General features: G+C 71.0%; 10 protein-coding genes. 1 reads left to right on the top strand and 9 read right to left on the bottom strand.

Going from position 1 to position 17,457, the window contains the following annotated elements:
• The 8 genes from ACH4N1_RS21020 to ACH4N1_RS20985 all read right to left on the bottom strand — a co-directional run bounded on the left by ACH4N1_RS21020 (position 1) and on the right by ACH4N1_RS20985 (position 12,635).
• A complete protein-coding gene (locus tag ACH4N1_RS21020) occupies positions 1-1,062 on the bottom strand; it encodes an ABC transporter ATP-binding protein (RefSeq protein ID WP_398099013.1) in 1,062 nt (353 codons plus the stop codon).
• A 10-nt stretch (positions 1,063-1,072) separates the two neighbouring features.
• Positions 1,073-2,050 carry an ABC transporter permease gene (locus ACH4N1_RS21015; RefSeq protein ID WP_398099012.1) on the bottom strand — a complete coding sequence of 326 codons (978 nt, stop codon included), beginning with the start codon at positions 2,048-2,050 and terminating at the stop codon, positions 1,073-1,075.
• A 103-nt stretch (positions 2,051-2,153) separates the two neighbouring features.
• Positions 2,154-3,950 (bottom strand): ABC transporter substrate-binding protein, encoded by a 1,797-nt coding sequence (locus ACH4N1_RS21010; protein WP_398099010.1) that lies wholly within the window; start codon positions 3,948-3,950, stop codon positions 2,154-2,156.
• 102 nt (positions 3,951-4,052) lie between these two features.
• A complete protein-coding gene (locus tag ACH4N1_RS21005) occupies positions 4,053-5,093 on the bottom strand; it encodes an ABC transporter permease (RefSeq protein ID WP_398099008.1) in 1,041 nt (346 codons plus the stop codon).
• 476 nt (positions 5,094-5,569) lie between these two features.
• Positions 5,570-7,477: a translational GTPase TypA gene (typA, locus tag ACH4N1_RS21000; protein ID WP_398099006.1), complete on the bottom strand. Its 1,908-nt coding sequence runs from the start codon at positions 7,475-7,477 to the stop codon at positions 5,570-5,572.
• A 162-nt stretch (positions 7,478-7,639) separates the two neighbouring features.
• Entirely contained in the window at positions 7,640-9,844 is a 2,205-nt protein-coding gene (locus ACH4N1_RS20995) for an ABC transporter family substrate-binding protein (RefSeq protein WP_398099004.1), read from the bottom strand.
• A 409-nt stretch (positions 9,845-10,253) separates the two neighbouring features.
• Positions 10,254-11,192: a class I SAM-dependent methyltransferase gene (locus ACH4N1_RS20990; protein ID WP_398099002.1), complete on the bottom strand. Its 939-nt coding sequence runs from the start codon at positions 11,190-11,192 to the stop codon at positions 10,254-10,256.
• A gap of 186 nt (positions 11,193-11,378) precedes the next feature.
• The gene (locus tag ACH4N1_RS20985; RefSeq protein ID WP_398099000.1) at positions 11,379-12,635 is read right to left on the bottom strand and encodes a hypothetical protein; all 1,257 of its coding nucleotides are present in this window, start codon (positions 12,633-12,635) and stop codon (positions 11,379-11,381) included.
• A gap of 89 nt (positions 12,636-12,724) precedes the next feature.
• On the opposite strand from ACH4N1_RS20985, the gene ACH4N1_RS20980 reads away from it, so the two are divergent.
• Positions 12,725-14,569 (top strand): hypothetical protein, encoded by a 1,845-nt coding sequence (locus tag ACH4N1_RS20980; RefSeq protein ID WP_398098998.1) that lies wholly within the window; start codon positions 12,725-12,727, stop codon positions 14,567-14,569.
• Between the two features lie 37 nt (positions 14,570-14,606).
• Here ACH4N1_RS20980 and ACH4N1_RS20975 read toward each other — a convergent pair whose 3' ends face one another.
• Positions 14,607-17,249 (bottom strand): SpoIIE family protein phosphatase, encoded by a 2,643-nt coding sequence (locus ACH4N1_RS20975; protein WP_398098996.1) that lies wholly within the window; start codon positions 17,247-17,249, stop codon positions 14,607-14,609.
• Between the last annotated feature and the right edge of the window lie 208 nt (positions 17,250-17,457).

Raw genomic sequence — 17,457 nt, 5'->3', positions numbered from 1 at the left:
CTAGCGCAGCCGGGGCTGGATCTTGTCGATGAAGATGGACTGCTTCTGCTCGGCCGTCAGGTGGCAGGCGGCCGCGCGTCCTTCGCCCAGCAGCGGGCGCTCGTCCGAGCACGCGGTGCCGGGCACCTCGGACCGGAAGGCGCAGCGCGGGTGGAAGGGGCAGCCCGAGGGCGGGTTGAGCAGGCTGGGCGGGTTGCCCGGGATCGGCGTGAGCGCCTCGGACGTGTTGCCGCCCAGACGCGGCATCGAGCTGAGCAGCCCCCAGGTGTAGGGGTGCTGCGGGTTGCGCAGCACCTCGCGGACGCTGCCGCGCTCCACCGCGCGGCCCGAGTACATCACCAGCAGGTCGTCGGCCATGTGAGAGATGACGCCGAGGTCGTGGGTGATGAAGATGATCGCGGAGCCGAACTCCTGCTGGAGGTCCTTGAGCAGGTCCAGGATCTGGGCCTGCACGGTGACGTCCAGCGCGGTGGTCGGCTCGTCGGCGATCAGCAGGTCGGGGTTGCAGACCAGCGCCATGGCGATCATCGCGCGCTGGCGCATACCGCCGGAGAACTGGTGCGGGTAGTCGTCGACGCGCGTCTTGGGCTGCGGGATGCCGACCTTGGTCAGCATCTCCACGGCCCGGTCCTTCGCCTCCTTCTTGGAGGCCCCGGTGTGCTTCATGAACGGCTCGGCGATCTGCCGGCCCACCGTGTAGTACGGCGAGAGCGCGGTGAGCGGGTCCTGGAAGATCATCGCGACCTTGTTGCCGCGCAGCTTCTCCATCTCCCGCTCGGTCGCCGTCACCAGCTCCTTGCCGTCGAGGATGATCTCGCCCTCGACGGTGGAGCTCATGGGGTTGTGCAGACCGAGGACGGTCAGGTTGGTCACGGACTTGCCCGAGCCGGACTCGCCCACGATGCCGAGGGTCTTCCCCCGCTCGACGTCGAAGGAGAGCCCGTCGACCGCCTTGACGATGCCGTCCTCGGTGGAGAACCGCACCCGCAGATCACGGACCGACAGGAAGGCCTCGGACCCGGTCGGAGCCTGGGCGCCTTCGGACTTGGTCAGTGTGGTCACGGTATTTCTCCTAGGCGAGGCGCACGCGCGGGTCGATGTAGGCGTAGGCGAGGTCCACGATGATGTTCAGGACGAGGATGAAGAACGCCCCGAACAGCATGACGCCCATCGTGAGGGGCAGGTCCTTGGTCAGCGAGGACTCGACCGCGAGACGGCCGATGCCGGCCAGGTCGAAGGTGAACTCGGTGACCACGGCGCCCGCGAGGAGCCCGCTGAGGTCCATGCCGATGATGGTGACGATCGGGATCAGCGACCCGCGCCAGGCGTAGCGGAAGAAGACGTATCCGCGCTTCATGCCCTTCGCCCGTGCGGTGCGGACGTGCTCCTCCTGCAGCTGCTCGATCATCGTCGAGCGCGCCATACGCGTGTACTGCGCCGTGAAGATCGTGGACATCACGAGCCAGGGGATCAGCATGCCCAGGAACCAGCTGGCCGGGTTGTCCGTGAACGGCACGTACTTGGGGTTGTCCATCCAGCCCGTGCTGTAGACGAGGAAGCCGAGGACGATCGGGCCGAGGAAGTAGATCTGGAACGAGCTCAGCACCATGGACGCGCCGCTGACGACCTTGTCGACGATCGTGCCGCGCTTCCAGGCGGCGAGCAGGCCCGTACCGAGACCGAACAGCAGGAAGATCACCAGGCCGCCGACGGTCAGCGACAGCGTCAGCGGGAAGCGGTCCATGATGGAGTCCCAGACGAAGTCACCGCTGCTGAAGGAGACACCCAGGCACGGCGCGGGACAGTGCCCCTGCGGGAAGTCCCGGCCGGTCACGATGCCCACCATGAAGTCCCAGAACTGCGCGGTGATGGGCTTGTCCAGACCGAGGTTCTCGCGGATCACCGCGATGTTCTCGGGGGTGCAGTTCTTGCCGCAGGACAGTTCGGCGAAGTCCTGGGGGATTGTGTAGAACAGGAAGAAGGTGAAGGCGCCGATCAGGAACAGGATCACGACGGCGCCGGTCAGCCTGCGGAGAAGGAACTGAAGCATGGCGGATAGATGCTCTCTTCGAAAAGCGGCGGTGTGAGGGGTACCGACCGCGGGGGTGCGCTCCGCCTGGCGCGCACCCCCGCGGGTCAGCAGAACTGACCGGTTACGGCTGCTTCAGGAACAGGTCGTTGATGTCGATGTAGCTCGACTCGGTGCTGTAGCGGGCACCGCCGATGTTCGAACCGAAGAGCTGGATCTGCTTGGAGTAGTACACCGGGGCGGCCGGGTTGACCTTCTCCACGATGAGGTGGTGGGCCTTCTCCCAGGTCTTGGCGGCCTCGGTCGGCTGCTCGGTCAGCGCCTTCTGGATGAGGGCGTCGACCTCGGGGTCCTTGATGTGCGAGTAGTTCGAGGCGCCGTCGGCGACCTGGGTACCGTCGTAGACCGGGGTGATGACGGTGGACGGGGAGGACCAGTCCTGGCCCCAGCCGGTCATGTACAGGTCGTACGGGTTGGCCAGCTTGCCGATCTGCTCGTAGAACGAGGCGCGGTCGATCTCCTTGGCCTGGATGTTGAAGCCGATCTTGTTCAGCGCGTCCTTGACGATGACCATCTGGGCCTGGCCGCGGGGGCTGTTGGAGTAGGCGTAGGTGAGCTTCGTGCCCTCCTTGACACCCGCCTCCTTCAGCAGCTCCTTCGCCTTCGCCGGGTCGCCGTTCGGCTTCTTCAGCTTGCCGAACGGGTCGTACTTCGGGTCGAAGCCCGGCAGGGTCGGGGCCATCAGACCGCCGGCGACCTCACCGCCGTAGCGGCCGCCGTCCGCCTGGACCATGGCCTGGCTCGGGAGGGCGTAGGCGATCGCGTCGCGGACCTTCTTGTCCTTCATCCGGTCCAGGTTGAAGGACATCTGCCACACGTAGGGCTGGTAGCCCTGGATCGTGCGCTTCTTGGCCGCGGCGTTGCCGATGACCGTGGAGAGCTGGGCCGGGTCCACCGAGTCCGTGAACTGGATGGCGTTCTTGGCGTCGCCCTGGTCGGCGATCAGACGCTTGGTCTGGCTGGCCTGGTCGATCGTGGTGGTGAAGTTGTAGCCGTTGACGTACTGGTGGCGCACCGAGTCCGTCTTCGGGTCCCACTGGTCGTTCTTGACCAGGGTCAGCGACTTGCCGGACTTGTAGTCGGAGATCTTGTACGGGCCGAGCGAGGCGGGGGCCTTGTCGTAGCCCTCCTTCGTGTCCCGCTTCGCCGGCACGATGCCGTAACCGGCCATGGCCAGGGCCTGCGGGAGGTCCGGGCGCGGCTTGTCGAAGTGGAAGACGACCGTCTTCGCGTCCGGGGTCTCCAGGACGGTGTCCGGCAGGTGCTTGCCCTTGTACGGGCCGTCCGGCAGCGCCTTGCGGTAGTCCGAACCCGACAGCCAGTTCTGCAGGTAGGTCGGGCCGTCGAAGATGACCTTCGAGTACAGCCGCTCGACGGTGTGGCGGACGTCGGCGGACGTGATGACGTTGCCCTTGTCGTCCTTGACGCCGTCCTTGAGGGTGTACGTCCAGGTCTTGCCGCCGTCGGAGGACTTACCGGAGTCGGTGGCGATGTCACCGACGACCGTCAGGTTGCCCTTGTCGTCCTCCTGGTAGTTCGTCAGGCCGCGGTGGATCAGGTTGGCGAACTGGCCGGCGTCGCTGACGTAGATCTGACCCGGGTCCATGTGGCTCATGTCCGACTGCATGTACACGTTGATCGTGCCGCCGGGCTTCGCCCCGGTCACTTCCTCGGCCGGACCCGTGGAGGCCTTCACGTCACCGTAGGCGACGGGCTTCGACTGCGCGGCGGCGTCGTCCTTGGACTTGGACGTGTCCTTGGTGTTGCTCTTGTTGTTGTCGGAGCAGCCGGTCAGTGCCAGCGATCCGGCCACGATGGCCACGGCTATGGCGCGCGCCTGGCGCGTTCTGATGGGCGTCATCATCCCGATGCACCTGCCTGTCGATAGTTGTCCACGAGTACTGCCTGACGGCCCGGGAGACCCGGATCGGGGGTGGCAGTCCCCCCACCACCAAAGGACGAGTCAGCGTCCGGTCTTGGGGTCGAATGCGTCCCGGACGGAGTCTCCGAGAAGGTTGAATGCCAGCACGAAGACCACCATCGCCACGCCCGGGAAGACCATGAACATGGGGTCCTGCTCGTAGATCTCGGAGCCGATGGCGAACATGCGGCCCCAGTCCGGGGTCGGCTCGACGAAGCCGACACCCACGTACGAGAGGAAGGCGATGGAGAGGATCGTGCTCGGCAGGAGGTAGGTGCCCTGCACCAGGATCGGCGTGACGATGTTGGGCAGGATCTCCTTGCGCACGATGCGCCAGGGAGAGGCACCCGACACCTTGGCGGCCTCGACGAACTCCCGCTCCCGCAGGGAGAGCACGGAGCTGCGCACCAGACGGGCGATGCCCATCCAGCCGAGGAACCACATCACCAGGATGATCGCGACGGCCCGCAGGTAGGTGGGGGTCTCGTCCTGCGGGGACACGAACATGGCCGTGACGACGGGCATGAAGGCGATGAAGAACAGCTGGCTCGGGAAGGCGAGGAAGAAGTCGGTGACCCGGCCCGTCCAGTAGTCGACCCTGCCACCGAAGTAGCCGCCGACCATGCCGATGAGTACGCCGGTGACGACGCTGGCCACCGTCACGACCACCGCCATGTACAGCGAGGTGCGCATGCCGTACAGCAGCATGGTCATCACGTCACGGCCGAGCCGGGGTTCGACACCGAACCAGAAGTCGCCCGACATGCCGCCGAAGGAACCGGTCGGCATGGCGAAGTCGTCCAGCAGGAAGGGGTAGTCCGGCTCCTGCGCGTACAGCGTGTACGGGTCCTTGCCGTACAGCTTGGAGATGACCGGGGCGAGCGCGGACACGGCGAAGAAGAAAATCACTACGCACGCGGAGACGACACCGGTACGGTCACGCTTGAAGCGCTGCCACATCAACTGGCCGGGAGAACGACCCTCCAGCTTCGCCTCACCCTTGACGGGCTCAGGTGTCGACTCGAGCTGGGGGTCCAAGGCGATCGCGGGCCCGGAGCCTTCAGCCTTGGCTGGACTGGTCATGTGTGTACTTCCCCCGGGGGGTTGGAGAGTTGAGCGCAGCACAGATACCGGCAGGTTCTGTGGTTTGGGGGAACTTTCGCCAAAGTGTTCAACGCGCGTCAAGGGCGAATGACATAGGGATCTCCCTACCGCCCATATTTTGAGGAAAAATTGCAAAGATCGACACCTGCGCGCGCTTGACAGGTGGGACAATGAACGGTCATTTCGGACATACATTGACTATTTTTTGTTTACATGTCCGAAACGCGTTGGCTGGTTAACCGATAAACGGACGGCTGCTCCTGTGACGCGGACAGCGGGCTCACAGGCTTCTCGCCACGTCTCCCGGCATACCCTCGCGAACCCCTCTCGGCCTCGCGGAAGCCGGCATACCGCCCCGCCACGGCCCCCCGTGACGGCACGCGGCGGCACGCCGCCCGGGCACGCCGAAGTCCCGGCCCTCCGCCGAGGGGAGCCGGGACTTCGGCCTACGCGCGTCAGCCGTGCTTGGCGCGGCTCGCGGTGCGGGCGCGGTCGCGCTGGTCGAGCACGACCTTGCGGATGCGAACCGCCTCCGGGGTCACCTCGACGCACTCGTCGTCGCGGCAGAACTCCAGCGACTGCTCCAGCGACAGCTTGCGCGGCGGCACGATCGCCTCGAACGAGTCGGCCGAGGAGGACCGCATGTTCGTGAGCTTCTTCTCCTTCGTGATGTTCACGTCCATGTCGTCGGCGCGCGAGTTCTCGCCGACGATCATGCCCTCGTACACCTCGGTGCCGGGCTCGGTGAACAGCACGCCGCGCTCCTGGAGGTTCGTCATCGCGAACGCGGTGACGGCACCGGCGCGGTCGGCGACCAGCGAGCCGTTGTTACGGGTCGTCAGCGTGCCGAACCACGGCTCGTGGCCCTCGTGGATGGAGTGGGCGATGCCCGTGCCGCGCGTGCCCGTCAGGAACTCGGTGCGGAAGCCGATGAGGCCGCGGGAGGGGACCACGAACTCCATGCGGACCCAGCCGGAGCCGTGGTTGGACATGTTGTCCATCCGGCCCTTGCGGACGCCCATGAGCTGCGTGACGGCGCCCATGTGCTCCTCGGGCACGTCGATCGTCATGCGCTCGACCGGCTCGTAGACCTTGCCGTCGACGAGCTTGGTGACGACCTGCGGCTTGCCGATGGTCAGCTCGAAGCCCTCGCGGCGCATCTGCTCGACCAGGATGGCCAGCGCCAGCTCGCCGCGGCCCTGCACCTCCCAGGCGTCGGGGCGCTCGGTGTCCAGGACGCGGAGGCTGACGTTACCGATCAGCTCGCGGTCGAGGCGGTCCTTGACCTGACGGGCGGTCACCTTGCGGTCCTTGACCGCGGCCTTGTTGTCGGCGCCCTTGCCGGTGCCGCCACGGCCGACCAGCGGCGAGGTGTTGGTGCCGATGGTCATCGAGATGGCGGGCTCGTCGACCGTGATGAGCGGCAGCGCGACCGGGTTCTCGGGGTCGGCGAGGGTCTCGCCGATCATGATGTCCGCGATGCCGGCGACGGCGCAGATGTCACCCGGGCCGGCCTTCTCGGCGGGCTTGCGGGTGAGCGCCTCGGTCATCAGCAGCTCGGTGATGCGCACGTTGGCCATCGTGCCGTCGCGCTTGATCCAGGTGACGGTCTGGCCCTTGCGCAGCTCGCCCTGCTCGACGCGCAGCAGCGCGATGCGGCCGAGGAAGTTGTCGGCGTCCAGGTTGGTGACGTGCGCCTGGAGCGGAGCCTCCTCGTCGTACTCCGGAGCCGGGACGTGCGACAGGATCGTGGAGAAGAACGGCTCCAGGTTGTCGCTGTCCTTCGGGACCGTGCCGTCCTCCGGCTTGGTCAGCGAGGCGACGCCGTCCCGCGCACAGGCGTAGACGATCGGGAACTCGATCTGGTCCTCGTCGGCGTCGAGGTCGAGGAAGAGGTCGTAGGCCTCGTTGACGACCTCGTCGATGCGCGAGTCGGGGCGGTCCGTCTTGTTGATGCACAGGATGACGGGCAGGCGGGCCTGGAGCGCCTTGCGGAGCACGAAGCGGGTCTGCGGCAGCGGACCCTCGGAGGCGTCCACCAGCAGGACGACGGCGTCGACCATCGACAGACCACGCTCGACCTCACCGCCGAAGTCGGCGTGACCGGGGGTGTCGATGATGTTGATGGTCACGACGTCCCCCCCGTCCTTGGGGTGGTACTTCACCGCCGTGTTCTTGGCGAGGATCGTGATGCCCTTCTCACGCTCCAGGTCGTTCGAGTCCATCATGCGGTCGTCGAGCGACTCTGCGGCGTGCGCGGCGAAGGCGCCGGCCTGCTTGAGCATGGCATCGACCAGAGTCGTCTTGCCGTGGTCGACGTGGGCGACGATGGCTACGTTGCGAATGTCGTGGCGCGTGGCCATAAAGCGGCGATCTCCCGGAGTGTGAGGGCGGCCCTGCTGCGTACGTCTGTGTTACGCGGGCCCTGCCGGGCTTGACACGCCACGGCCTCACCCCATCGTACGTGGCTCGGCGGGGGACGGCCTCCGCAGGGCCGAACGGTTCATCCGGCGATCACCGCGCGCTCACTTCTCCGAGGGGCTCGCGGAGACTTTCACGGAGATCTTCACGCCCTTCTTCAGGAAGCCCATGTCCTCGTAGACGGGGGTCTGGAAGCCGAAGGCACCGGCGTTGACCACGGTCTTCCGTACGGCCGTGAGCTGGGGGCGCTGGTAGAGGGGAATCGATCCGGCAGCCGCCCAGATACGGGCGTCGGCCTTGCGGATCAGGGACCGGCCCTCCTTCTCGTCCAGGGTCGAGACCGCTTGATCGAACAATTGATCGATCTGGTCGGTGCCGACCCGTGTGTAGTTCTGCTCGACCCTCAGCGACCCGTCGGCGCCCGGCACCGGCTTGGCGTAGATCGGGCGGGCGTCGGTGGCCGGGAAGACGGAGGCGGGCCAGGAGTACAGGGCCAGGTCGTACTCGCCGGAGGCGATGTGGTCCTTGAAGTAGCTCTCGTCGGAGACCTTGGTGGTCTCGGTGCGGATGCCCACCTTCTCCAGCATCCGCGTGATCCGCCCGGCCACCAGGTGCAGGGACTCCGCGCCGGGACCGGTCGGCAGCACGAACCGCAGGGTGAGCGCCTTGCCGTCCTTGGCCAGCGTCTCGCGCGCGGCACCGGCCGGGGCGGCGGTGCCCCCGGGGGCGTAGGCGCCGGGGGCGCCGGGCCGGTTGAGGTACTGCTTGCCGTCCTGGGCGAGCCGCCTGCCGTGGTCCTCGTGGCCGGGGCTGTGCTCCGCGGGTGCCTTGCCGTCCTGGCCGACGATGTACGTGCCGTCGTCGCCGCCCTCGGACTTGTCGTCGCCGTCCTCCTTCTTGCCGTCCTCCGGCTTCTTCTCGCCCTCGGACCCGGCGGCCTTCTCGCCCTTCTCCGCCTTGTCGACCGGGCCGCCGGCCACCCAGCCGGCGTCCGCGAGCAGCGCCTGCGCCTCCTCGGTGTCCTGGCCGCCGAGGGTGCCGCTGTTGTCGGCGTACGCGGCCTGCCCGGCGAGCGCCAGGTGGCTGCCGACCGGCTCGGCGGGCAGGCCGAGCGGCTTCAGCACCACCTTCGCCAGCTCCTCGCGGTCGATCGCCCTGGCCACCGCCCGGCGCACCCGCTCGTCGGCGAGGGGCCCGTCGGCCCCGTTGAGGGCCAGCTGGGTGTAGGCGGGCTCCAGCGACCTGCGCACCTCGTAGTCGCGCAGCTCCTTCTGCTGCCGTTCCCGGGCGGCGACGGACCCGCGGGGCTTCTCGCGGGCGTGGACCTCCTCGTCGGCCGCGCCCTCGTCGGTGCCGTCGGCGACGGCCGAGGAGCGCGGAGCCTTCGCCCCGGTGCGGCCGCCGCCGGGCCCCGGGAGCGGTCCGGCGGCGCCCGCCGCGCTGTCGATGGCACGGGCGGCGGCCGGGTCGATCTCGGCCAGGTCGAGATCGCCGTCGGCGAGCCGGGCGGCCCGTTCGTCGCGCGGTACGGCGGTCAGCTCGATCTCGGTGAGCTTGGCGGGCCGGCCCCACCAGCGCGGGTTGCGGGTGAGCCGGATCCGGTCGTTCTCGCGGTCGACCTCCTTCACGGCGAACGGCCCGGCGGTGACCTTCAGCTTGCGCCGTGCCCCGTCGTTGAAGGCGTCGGGGGTGCCCATGACGTCCTTCGGGTACAGCGGGGAGAACAGCGACCGCCAGTCGGCGTAGGGGCGGGCGAAGGTGACCCGGACCTCCAGGTCGTTGGCGCCCCGCTCGATCTTCTCGATGCGGTCGTAGCCGGCGTTGCGGGCGGTCCAGTAGGCGCTGTCCTTGCCGGACAGGGCGCGCCACTGGGCGGCGAAGTCGGCGGCGCCGATCTCGCGGCCGTCGCTCCACACGGCCTGCTGGTCGAGCCGGTACAGGACGACCTGCTTGGGCTCGGTGTCGACGACCTCGGCGGACTCCAGGAAGTCCGGGTTCGGCCGGGGCCGCCCGGTCGCGTCGAGCCGGTACATCGACGGCAGGACGGCCTGGGCGACCCGGGTGGTGGTGGCGTCGGCGTCCGCCTGGAAGGTGTTGAAGGTCTCGGGTACGGCGTCCACGGCCCAGCGCAGGGTGCCGCCGTCGGTGATCTGGGCGCGTGCGGCGGGGGCGATGTCCTGGGCGGCGAGCGGTTTGCCGGCCTCGTCCTCGGAGGAGCAGGCGGACAGCAGGGGCACCGCGAGCGCGCCCGCGGTGAGGAAGGCGACCGAGCGCATGACCGCGCGGGGTCCGGGGCCGTCGTGGGACATCTCTGCTTACCTCCGGGAGCCGCGGGCGCAATGATCACTTTTGGCGGTATATGGAGCTGATCACATCTATGCGGCCACTGAAGAGGAAAGGATTCGGCAGCGGTCGACGACACGGCGACGGCAGCCGGGAAGCCCACCCGTGCGGCGCAACGCGCCGGGACGCACCCGAGCGTCCCGGACGCTCGGGTGCGTGTTCCTTCGGCCGGCGGAGGCGCGGTACGACCTGTGCGCGCACGGCGGACCGAGGCCGGTGCGGCGCTGTCGCGGCGACCCGCCCCGGTCCGTCGGGCGCCCGAGCGGCGGACGGACGGCGGCGGGCGGGCGGACGACGTGCTCGACGTGCGCCGCGCGCACGACCCGCTCGCACGGCCCGCGCGTGCGGCCCGTCGGCAGGATCAGGTCGGCAGGGTCAGGCGGAAGCCCGCAGATACCCCGAGTGCGCCACGTGCCCGAGGAACGTGAACCGGGTGTCGCCGGCCATGTGCTTGTCGAAGGCCTCCTTGATGCCGGGCCACTTGGGGTGTCCGAAGTCGTCCAGCACGACGATGCCGCCCGGCGCGACGATCCGCTCGGCCCACTCCAGGTCCGCCGCGACACCGGCGGCGGAGTGGTCGCCGTCGACGACGATCACGCCGTAGGAGCGGTCGGAGACCAGGGCGCGCACCTCGGGGTCCTCGGAGAAGCCCTGCTGGATCCGGGTCGCGGCGCCGGCCGCGCCCGCCAGGGAGAGGTTGGTGCGCACGGCGGCCTCCCGCACCGGGGTGCCCGAGGCGTCGTCCGACATGGTGGTGCCCGGCTGCAACTGCGTGCCGGCGAGCGGGTCGACGATCGTCAGGCGGGGGTCGCGGCCGGCGCGCTCCATCATGCGGATGAGGGCCGCGCCGAACATCCCGTACAGGGTGCCGATCTCCAGCATGTCGTCGTTCGGCGGATCGAGCAGCGGCACCGCGGACAGTTTGCCGACGATGTTCATCGTGCCGCCGGCGATCCGGCCCACGCCGAGCGCCTCCAGGGCGAGGAGCAGCCGGAACGCCTGGGCGGCACTGCGCTCGGCCTCGTCCCGGTTCCCGGTCACCGCGGCCAGCTCGTCGACCAGCTGGTCCAGGTGGGTCGCGGACGGCATGCGCGCCATGCCGCGCCCGGTGCCGTCGAAGAAGAGTTCCAGAGGGCGCTGCCGGTTGCGGAGCGTCTGGAGTTCGTGCCGCATCGCGTCGAGGGAGGCGTCGGCGGTGGCGCGCCCGTTGTCGCGGACGGCACGGCGCACCTGACGCTCGATGCGCTGGTCGATGAGTTCGGCCACCGGGCGCAGGGCTCGGCGGACGGCCTTACGGGTGAGGAGCGATCGCATCAGAGTGTGACCCTTACAGGGATGGGAGATGTGGACGCTAGGGCGCTCACAGCCCCCGCACAACCAACGCGGGTGGCCCCGGAGGCGAAGGCCGCATGACGTCCGGACGACGCTCCGATGGCGTCGCAGGTGGCGCGGCGGCGGCCGCGCCCCACGGCACGACGGACCGGTCGCCGGCGCCGGGTGTCAGCGCACCCACCCGTCGCGGTACGCCGTCCAGTCCGCCTCCTCGGCCGCGAAGTCCACGTACAGCGCGACACCGAAGTTCGCGCGGTCGGCGTCCGTGCGGGACAGGCCGAGGCGGACGCCCCGCACTCCGGCGGGGACGGTCTCGGCGTGGTTCCAGTGGCCGAACCGGTTCTCGTGGTAGAAGGGCAGGCCCATCAGCAGGTCGGTGGTGGGCGGGGTGACCTCCAGCGCGAGGGAGGTCTGCTGGGCGACGTAGCCGCCGTAGGTGCTCTCCAGCGGCTGGATGGTGTCGTACGACATGACGGCGATCTGGTCGACGCGGCGGGCCACCTCGCCGAAGAACTTCTGCGACCACCACTTCGGGTGGCCGGTGGTCGTGCCCCAGAAGGAGTGGAAGCCGGGCACCGGGTCGATCTGGTGGGCGGCGACGGACAGGGGCGCGTTCCGGTCGGCGGTGACGCGGTGCAGGGCGTCGAGGAGGGTCAGGTAGTTCCGGTCGCCGGAGTGCAGGGGTTCCAGGTCGAAGTGGACCCCGTCGAATCCGGTGGCGAGGATCTCGCGCGTGGACCGTACGACGGCGGCGCGCGTCGCCGCGCGCTCCAGCCGCATGCCGTGCGGGCTCTCGCTGGCGAGCACGTCGCCGAGCCAGGCCTGGACCCGGACCTCGGGCATCTCCCGGTGGACGGCGGCGATGAACCAGCGGGCGTTCGGATACGACGACGCGGGAAGCGTCCCGTCGTGCTCCAGGGGCCCGGAGTGGACGTACAGGTCGCGGACGCCGGTGTCCTTCAGACGGTCGGCCAGGGCGCTGACGTCGGCGTCCTTCTTGCGGCCGTCCACCCAGGCGTGGCCGAGCCAGAGCGCGTCCTTGCCACGGGTGTACGTGCCGTCGGCCGGGTCGCCCGTGTAGTTGACGCGCAGGGCGGTGAGGGCGACGAGGACCGGGAGCACGAGGAGGAGGAGCGGGACGGCCAGGGCGATGCGCACCGTCCGGCGCCGGCGCCGGCGCCGCCGGAGTGCCGCCGCTCCGGCGGTCTCGTCGACCCCGGTGGTCGTGTCGGCCCCAGTGACCTTGTCGGTCCCGGTGGTCGTGTCGGTCTCGGTGGTCGTGTCGCCCCCGGTGGCCTTGTCGGTCTCGGTGGTCGTGTCGCCCCCGGTGGCCTTGTCGGTCTCGGTGGCCTTGTCCGCCTCGGTGGTCGGCGCGTCCGTGCCGGGCGTGGCCCCCGCGTCCGTACCGGTCGAGTGATCCGTCACCTGTTCCCCCTCCGTGTCGCCCGCCCCACGTGCCCCGTCCCGGTGCATCCCGGTCGCGTGGCCGCATGGGCGGTCATACGCTCCCGAATGTGACGTCGTCCAAGCTCCGGAGCCGGCCGCGGCGGGCCGGTGCGCAGGTGTCCGTGCGGGTGCTGCACGCCGTGCTGGGCGGAGCGACGGGCATCGTGTGGCTGGTGTTGCCGGGGATGACGACACGGACGGACGTTCCGGTTGCGATCACCCGTCCCACCGCGACCGCCGCGTCCGGCACGTCCGATGTGTCCGATGCGCCTGGCGCGTCCGGTGTGTCCACCCCGGCCGCCGCGACCTCGGAGGACGGGACGTCCACCGCCGACCTGGTCCTGCCGCTCGTCGCGGTCGGCGCGGCCGGGGCCCTCGCGGGGTACGGCTACCTGCGCCGCGTCCGGCGCGCCCGCACCCGGACGACCCCGGGCGGCGGCGCCACCCCCTCCCCGCACGCGGAGACCGGCGTGCCCGACGAACAGGTCCGCGCGGCCCTCGTCGCGGCCGACAACCGCGTCCGCGCCGCCCGCGACGAACTCGGCTTCGTGCGCGAACTGTTCGGCCCGGAGGCGGTGGCGCCCTTCACCGGCGCCCTGCGGGAGGCCGAGACGGAACTGGCGGCGGCCTTCCGGATGCGGCAGCGCCACGACGACGGCGTACCGCGGGACGCGGCGGCCCGGCGGCAGGCGCGGGCCGGGATCGTCGGGCGGTGCGCGGAGGCGGTGCGGCGGCTGGACGCGGCGGCCGACGGCTTCCGGCGGCTGCGGGGGCTGGAGCGCGGAGTGGGTGGGGCGCTGGGGGTCGCGGAGGCACGGTTCCGGGAGCTGACGGGTCGGACGGCGGCGGCGGAGGCGGTCCTCGACGACGTGCGGGCGGCGTACGCGGTCACGGCGAGCGCGTCCGTCGTCGGGTACGTCGAACAGGCCAAGGACCGGCTGGTGTTCGCCACCGTCCGGCTCAACCAGGCCCGTCAGGCGGACGACTCGGGCCGTCCCGGGGAGGCGGCCCGGCACCTGCGCGCCGCCGAGGGCGCCGTCGCCCAGGCCGCCGTCCTCGTCGGGGCGGTGGAACGGACGGCCGCCGAACTGCGGGAGGCGGCAGGCCTGGTGCCGGCCGCGCTGACGGACGCGGAAGCGCGACTGGCCCCGCTGCGGGACACGGCCGGACCCGGCGACGAGACCTCCGCCCCCCTGCTGCACACCGACGCGGTCCTGTCCTCCGTGCGCCGGGAACTGACCTCGGACCGTCCGCCCGACCCCCTCGGCATGCTCCGCCGCATCACGAACGCCACCTCCACCACCTCCGCCACCTCCACCTCCGCCTCCGCCACCTCCGCCTCCGCCACCTCCGCCTCCGCCACCTCCGCCTCCGCCACCTCCGCCTCGCGAGCGGCCTCCGGCCGAGCCGACGGCCCCACGGACCCGGTGCCGGCCGGAGGACGCCCCGAGGCGTCCCCGAAGCTCCCGCCGGGCGCAGGGCGTCCCGGGGCGCCCCCGGACCTGTCGTCGGAGCCGTCGTCGGGCCCGGAGCCGGCCGGTGTGGCCGGGGTCGTCGGCCGGCTCGTCGCGCGCAGTGCCACCGCCGCCGCGGACGACTTCGTCGCGACGCACCGGGGGGCGGTCGGTGCCGCCCCCCGTACCCGCCTCGCGGAAGCCCGTCGTCTGCTGGCCGCGGGCGACGACCCGGGGGCCGACGCCCTGGCGCTGGAGGCCCGCGCCCTGGCCGAACAGGACGTGCGGATCCGGGGCAACCCGTACGCCGCGCCACCGTCAGCCCCCGACGCGGCCCGCCCGGCGCCCACGGCCGGCACGGCCGGTGCCGTCCTGGGCGGCATCCTCCCCGCCGACGACCCGGAGAACGCCGATCCGGCGGGCTTCGCCGGACGACCGCCCCCGACACCGCCCGAGTAGGGGGCGGCACGCCGGGACGGTCCGGCGGGACCGCCCGTCAGAACAGGCTCAGCAACGCCTCCGCCGGGTCCGCGAGGCCCGTCTCGCCTCCGGGGAGCGGGAGTTCGAACCAGACCGTCTTGCCGCGGGGGGTACGGCGGGAGCCCCAGGCCGCGGAGAGCAGGCCGACGAGCTGGAGGCCCCGGCCGCCCTCGTCGGTGTCGCGGGCGCGGCGGCGGCGCGGCTGGACGAGGCCCGCGTCCCACACCTCGCAGACCAGCGTGCGGTCCAGCAGCAGCCGCAGTCTGATCTCGCCCTCGCCGTAGCGGAGCGCGTTCGTCACGAGTTCGCTGACGAGGAGTTCCGCGGTGTCGACCAGCGGTTCCATGTCCCAGGCGATCAGCTGTCCGCGGGCGTACTCGCGGGCCCGGCCCACGCTGCGCGGCTCGCGCGGCAGGGTCCAGTCGCCGACGGACTCGGCGGGCAGGCCCTGGACGCGGGCCATCAGCAGCGCGATGTCGTCCTCGCCGTGGTGGGTGTCGAGGGTGTTGAGGACGTGGTCGCAGACGTCCTCCAGGGGGCTCGCGGGGTCCGTCAGGGCGCCCACGAAGGCCTGGAGGCCCTCGTCGAGGGGGTGGTCGCGGGATTCGACGAGTCCGTCCGTGTAGAGGGCGAGCAGCGCGCCCTCGGGGAGTTCGACCTCGACCTCCTCGAAGGGCTCCCCGCCGACGCCGAGCGGCATGCCGGGCGGCACGTCGAGCATCAGCGCGGCCTCGCCGGGTTCGACCAGCACGGGCGGCAGATGGCCCGCGTTGGCGAAGGTGCACCTGCGGGTCACCGAGTCGTACACGGCGTACACGCAGGTCGCCAGGTACACCTCGGACAGGTCGGCCTCGCGGGGGCGGCGGGCGGCGCGGGTGGCCTGCTGGACGCCGCCGGGGGCGCCGAGGCCGCGCGCGATCTCGTCCAGCGCGGAGAGCACCTCGGCCGGTTCCAGGTCGAGGAGGGCGAGGGTCCGTACGGCGGTGCGGAGTTCGCCCATCGCGACCGCCGCCCGCAGTCCGCGCCCCATCACGTCCCCGACGACCAACGCCGTGCGGTGACCGGGAAGTTCGATGACGTCGAACCAGTCGCCGCCGACCTCGCTGGGGCGGCCCGAGGCGACGCTGCCGGGCAGGTAGCGGCAGGCGATGTCCAGGCCGGAGGCGACCGGGTCGCCCGGCGGCAGCAGCGACCGCTGGAGCATCAGGGCCCGCTCGTGCTCACGCCGGTACAGCCGTGCGTTGTCGATGCAGACCGCCGCCCGTGCCGCCAGCTCCACCGCGAGGTCCCGGTCCCGGTCCCCGAAGGGCTCGCTGCCCTTCGTCCGCGAGAACTGCGCGAGGCCCACGACCGTGTCGTGCGCGACCATCGGAACGGCGAGGGTGGACTGCACGAGGCCGCCCTCCTCGCCGGGGACGGCCACCGGGCGGGCGGTACGCAGGGCGTCCGCGCAGGGCGAGTTGAACGGGAAGTGGTGGACCGCGCCGACCGTGACGGCCGCACCGCTGCCGGGGAACGGCGCGTCGGACACGGCGGACGAGAAGGCGACGCGGCGCAGTTCGGCGCTGCCGTCGGCGAGGCCGGGCGGAGTCTCGTCGCCGACGAGGAGCCCCTGGTAGAGGTCGACGGTGGCCAGGTCGCAGAACCCGGGCACGACGACGTCGAGGAGTTCGCGCGCGGTGGTCTCGAGGTCGAGGGAGTTCCCTATGCGGGCCCCCGCCTCGTTCAGCAGGGCGAGGTTGCGCCGTGCGGCGGCGGCCTCGCGGGCGGCCGCGCGGCGGGCGGTGATGTCGACGCCGAGCCAGGCGACGCCGATCGGCCGGCCGGAACCGCTGTGCACGCGGTACAGGTTGATGGACCAGTGCCGGCGTTCCTCGGAGTCCGGCACGAAGCCCGTGACGTGCATGTCCGTGATGGAGTCGCCGGTCTCCAGCACCCGGCGCAGCACGGCGCTGACCCGCTCGGCCTCGGGCCTCGGCAGATAGTCCTGAACACCCTTGCCGCGGTGGTCGTCGGGGGTGCCGCCGAAGATGGACGCGAACCGCTCGTTGGCCCGGCGGACCCGCAGTTCGGGGTCGATCAGCAGGAAGCCGAACGGGGATTGACCGAATATGGCCTGCGAGGCGGCCAGGTCGGTCTCGATGCTGCGCAGGGTGCGGACGTCGACGACGATGCAGACGGCGGCCTTCTCGCCCTCCTGGGTGCGCGTCGGCATGACGTACACCTCGGCCAGGCCCTGTTCGCGGCGCGCCCCGTCCCCGGTGGCGGGCAGCCGGAAGGGGACGACGCCGGTCCACTCGCGGCCGTCGAGGATCTCGGCCATCTTCCGCTGGCCGCGCTCGCGCTGACCGGCGTCGATGAACGCGTCGATCGGGTCCATGCCGACGGCCCGGTCGGCGGGGATGCCGAAGATCTGCTCGGCGCGCAGACTCCACTGGTCGACGAGTCCGTCGGGCCCGATCGAGAAGGAGGCGACCTTGATGTAGTCGTAGATGGAGCCGGGCGGACTGCTCTGCCACACCGCGTCACCGGCCGGCGTCTCGCCCTCGCCGTCGGCAAGGGCGCGTCCGGCGTCGCCCGCGAGCGCACCCGCGGTCTTCGCCCTCGCGCCGTCCGACGGGTCCTCGGACTCCGTGGCCTTCGCTGGTATCTCGCTCACGCGAACCGTCCCCTCCAGCTCACCGCGCCCGGCACCGGTCACCGGTTGCGGCTGCCCGCAGTATCCAGCACTACGGCGCCGCACGACACGGTGTTCACGATCACAGCACGGTCCAGGCTTTTTTCGGACCGTGCCGCGACAACACTCCCCGTCTTCTAACCAGCGGACACGTCGTCGAACCACCCCGGACGGCACGGTTCGCCGGACC

Source organism: Streptomyces sp. NPDC017202 (genome assembly GCF_044331705.1).
Taxonomy (GTDB): domain Bacteria; phylum Actinomycetota; class Actinomycetes; order Streptomycetales; family Streptomycetaceae; genus Streptomyces.
Note: the sequence above shows the minus strand (reverse complement) of the source record. Positions and strands in the feature narration are given on the sequence as shown.

Bases quoted from the DNA above. Each gene is read 5' to 3' on its own strand.
- ACH4N1_RS20995 (WP_398099004.1), bottom strand. From the start codon at position 9,844: ATGTCCCACGACGGCCCCGGACCCCGCGCGGTCATGCGCTCGGTCGCC.
- ACH4N1_RS20990 (WP_398099002.1), bottom strand. From the start codon at position 11,192: ATGCGATCGCTCCTCACCCGTAAGGCCGTCCGCCGAGCCCTGCGCCCG.
- typA (WP_398099006.1), bottom strand. From the start codon at position 7,477: ATGGCCACGCGCCACGACATTCGCAACGTAGCCATCGTCGCCCACGTC.
- ACH4N1_RS21015 (WP_398099012.1), bottom strand. From the start codon at position 2,050: ATGCTTCAGTTCCTTCTCCGCAGGCTGACCGGCGCCGTCGTGATCCTG.
- ACH4N1_RS21010 (WP_398099010.1), bottom strand. From the start codon at position 3,950: ATGACGCCCATCAGAACGCGCCAGGCGCGCGCCATAGCCGTGGCCATC.
- ACH4N1_RS21005 (WP_398099008.1), bottom strand. From the start codon at position 5,093: ATGACCAGTCCAGCCAAGGCTGAAGGCTCCGGGCCCGCGATCGCCTTG.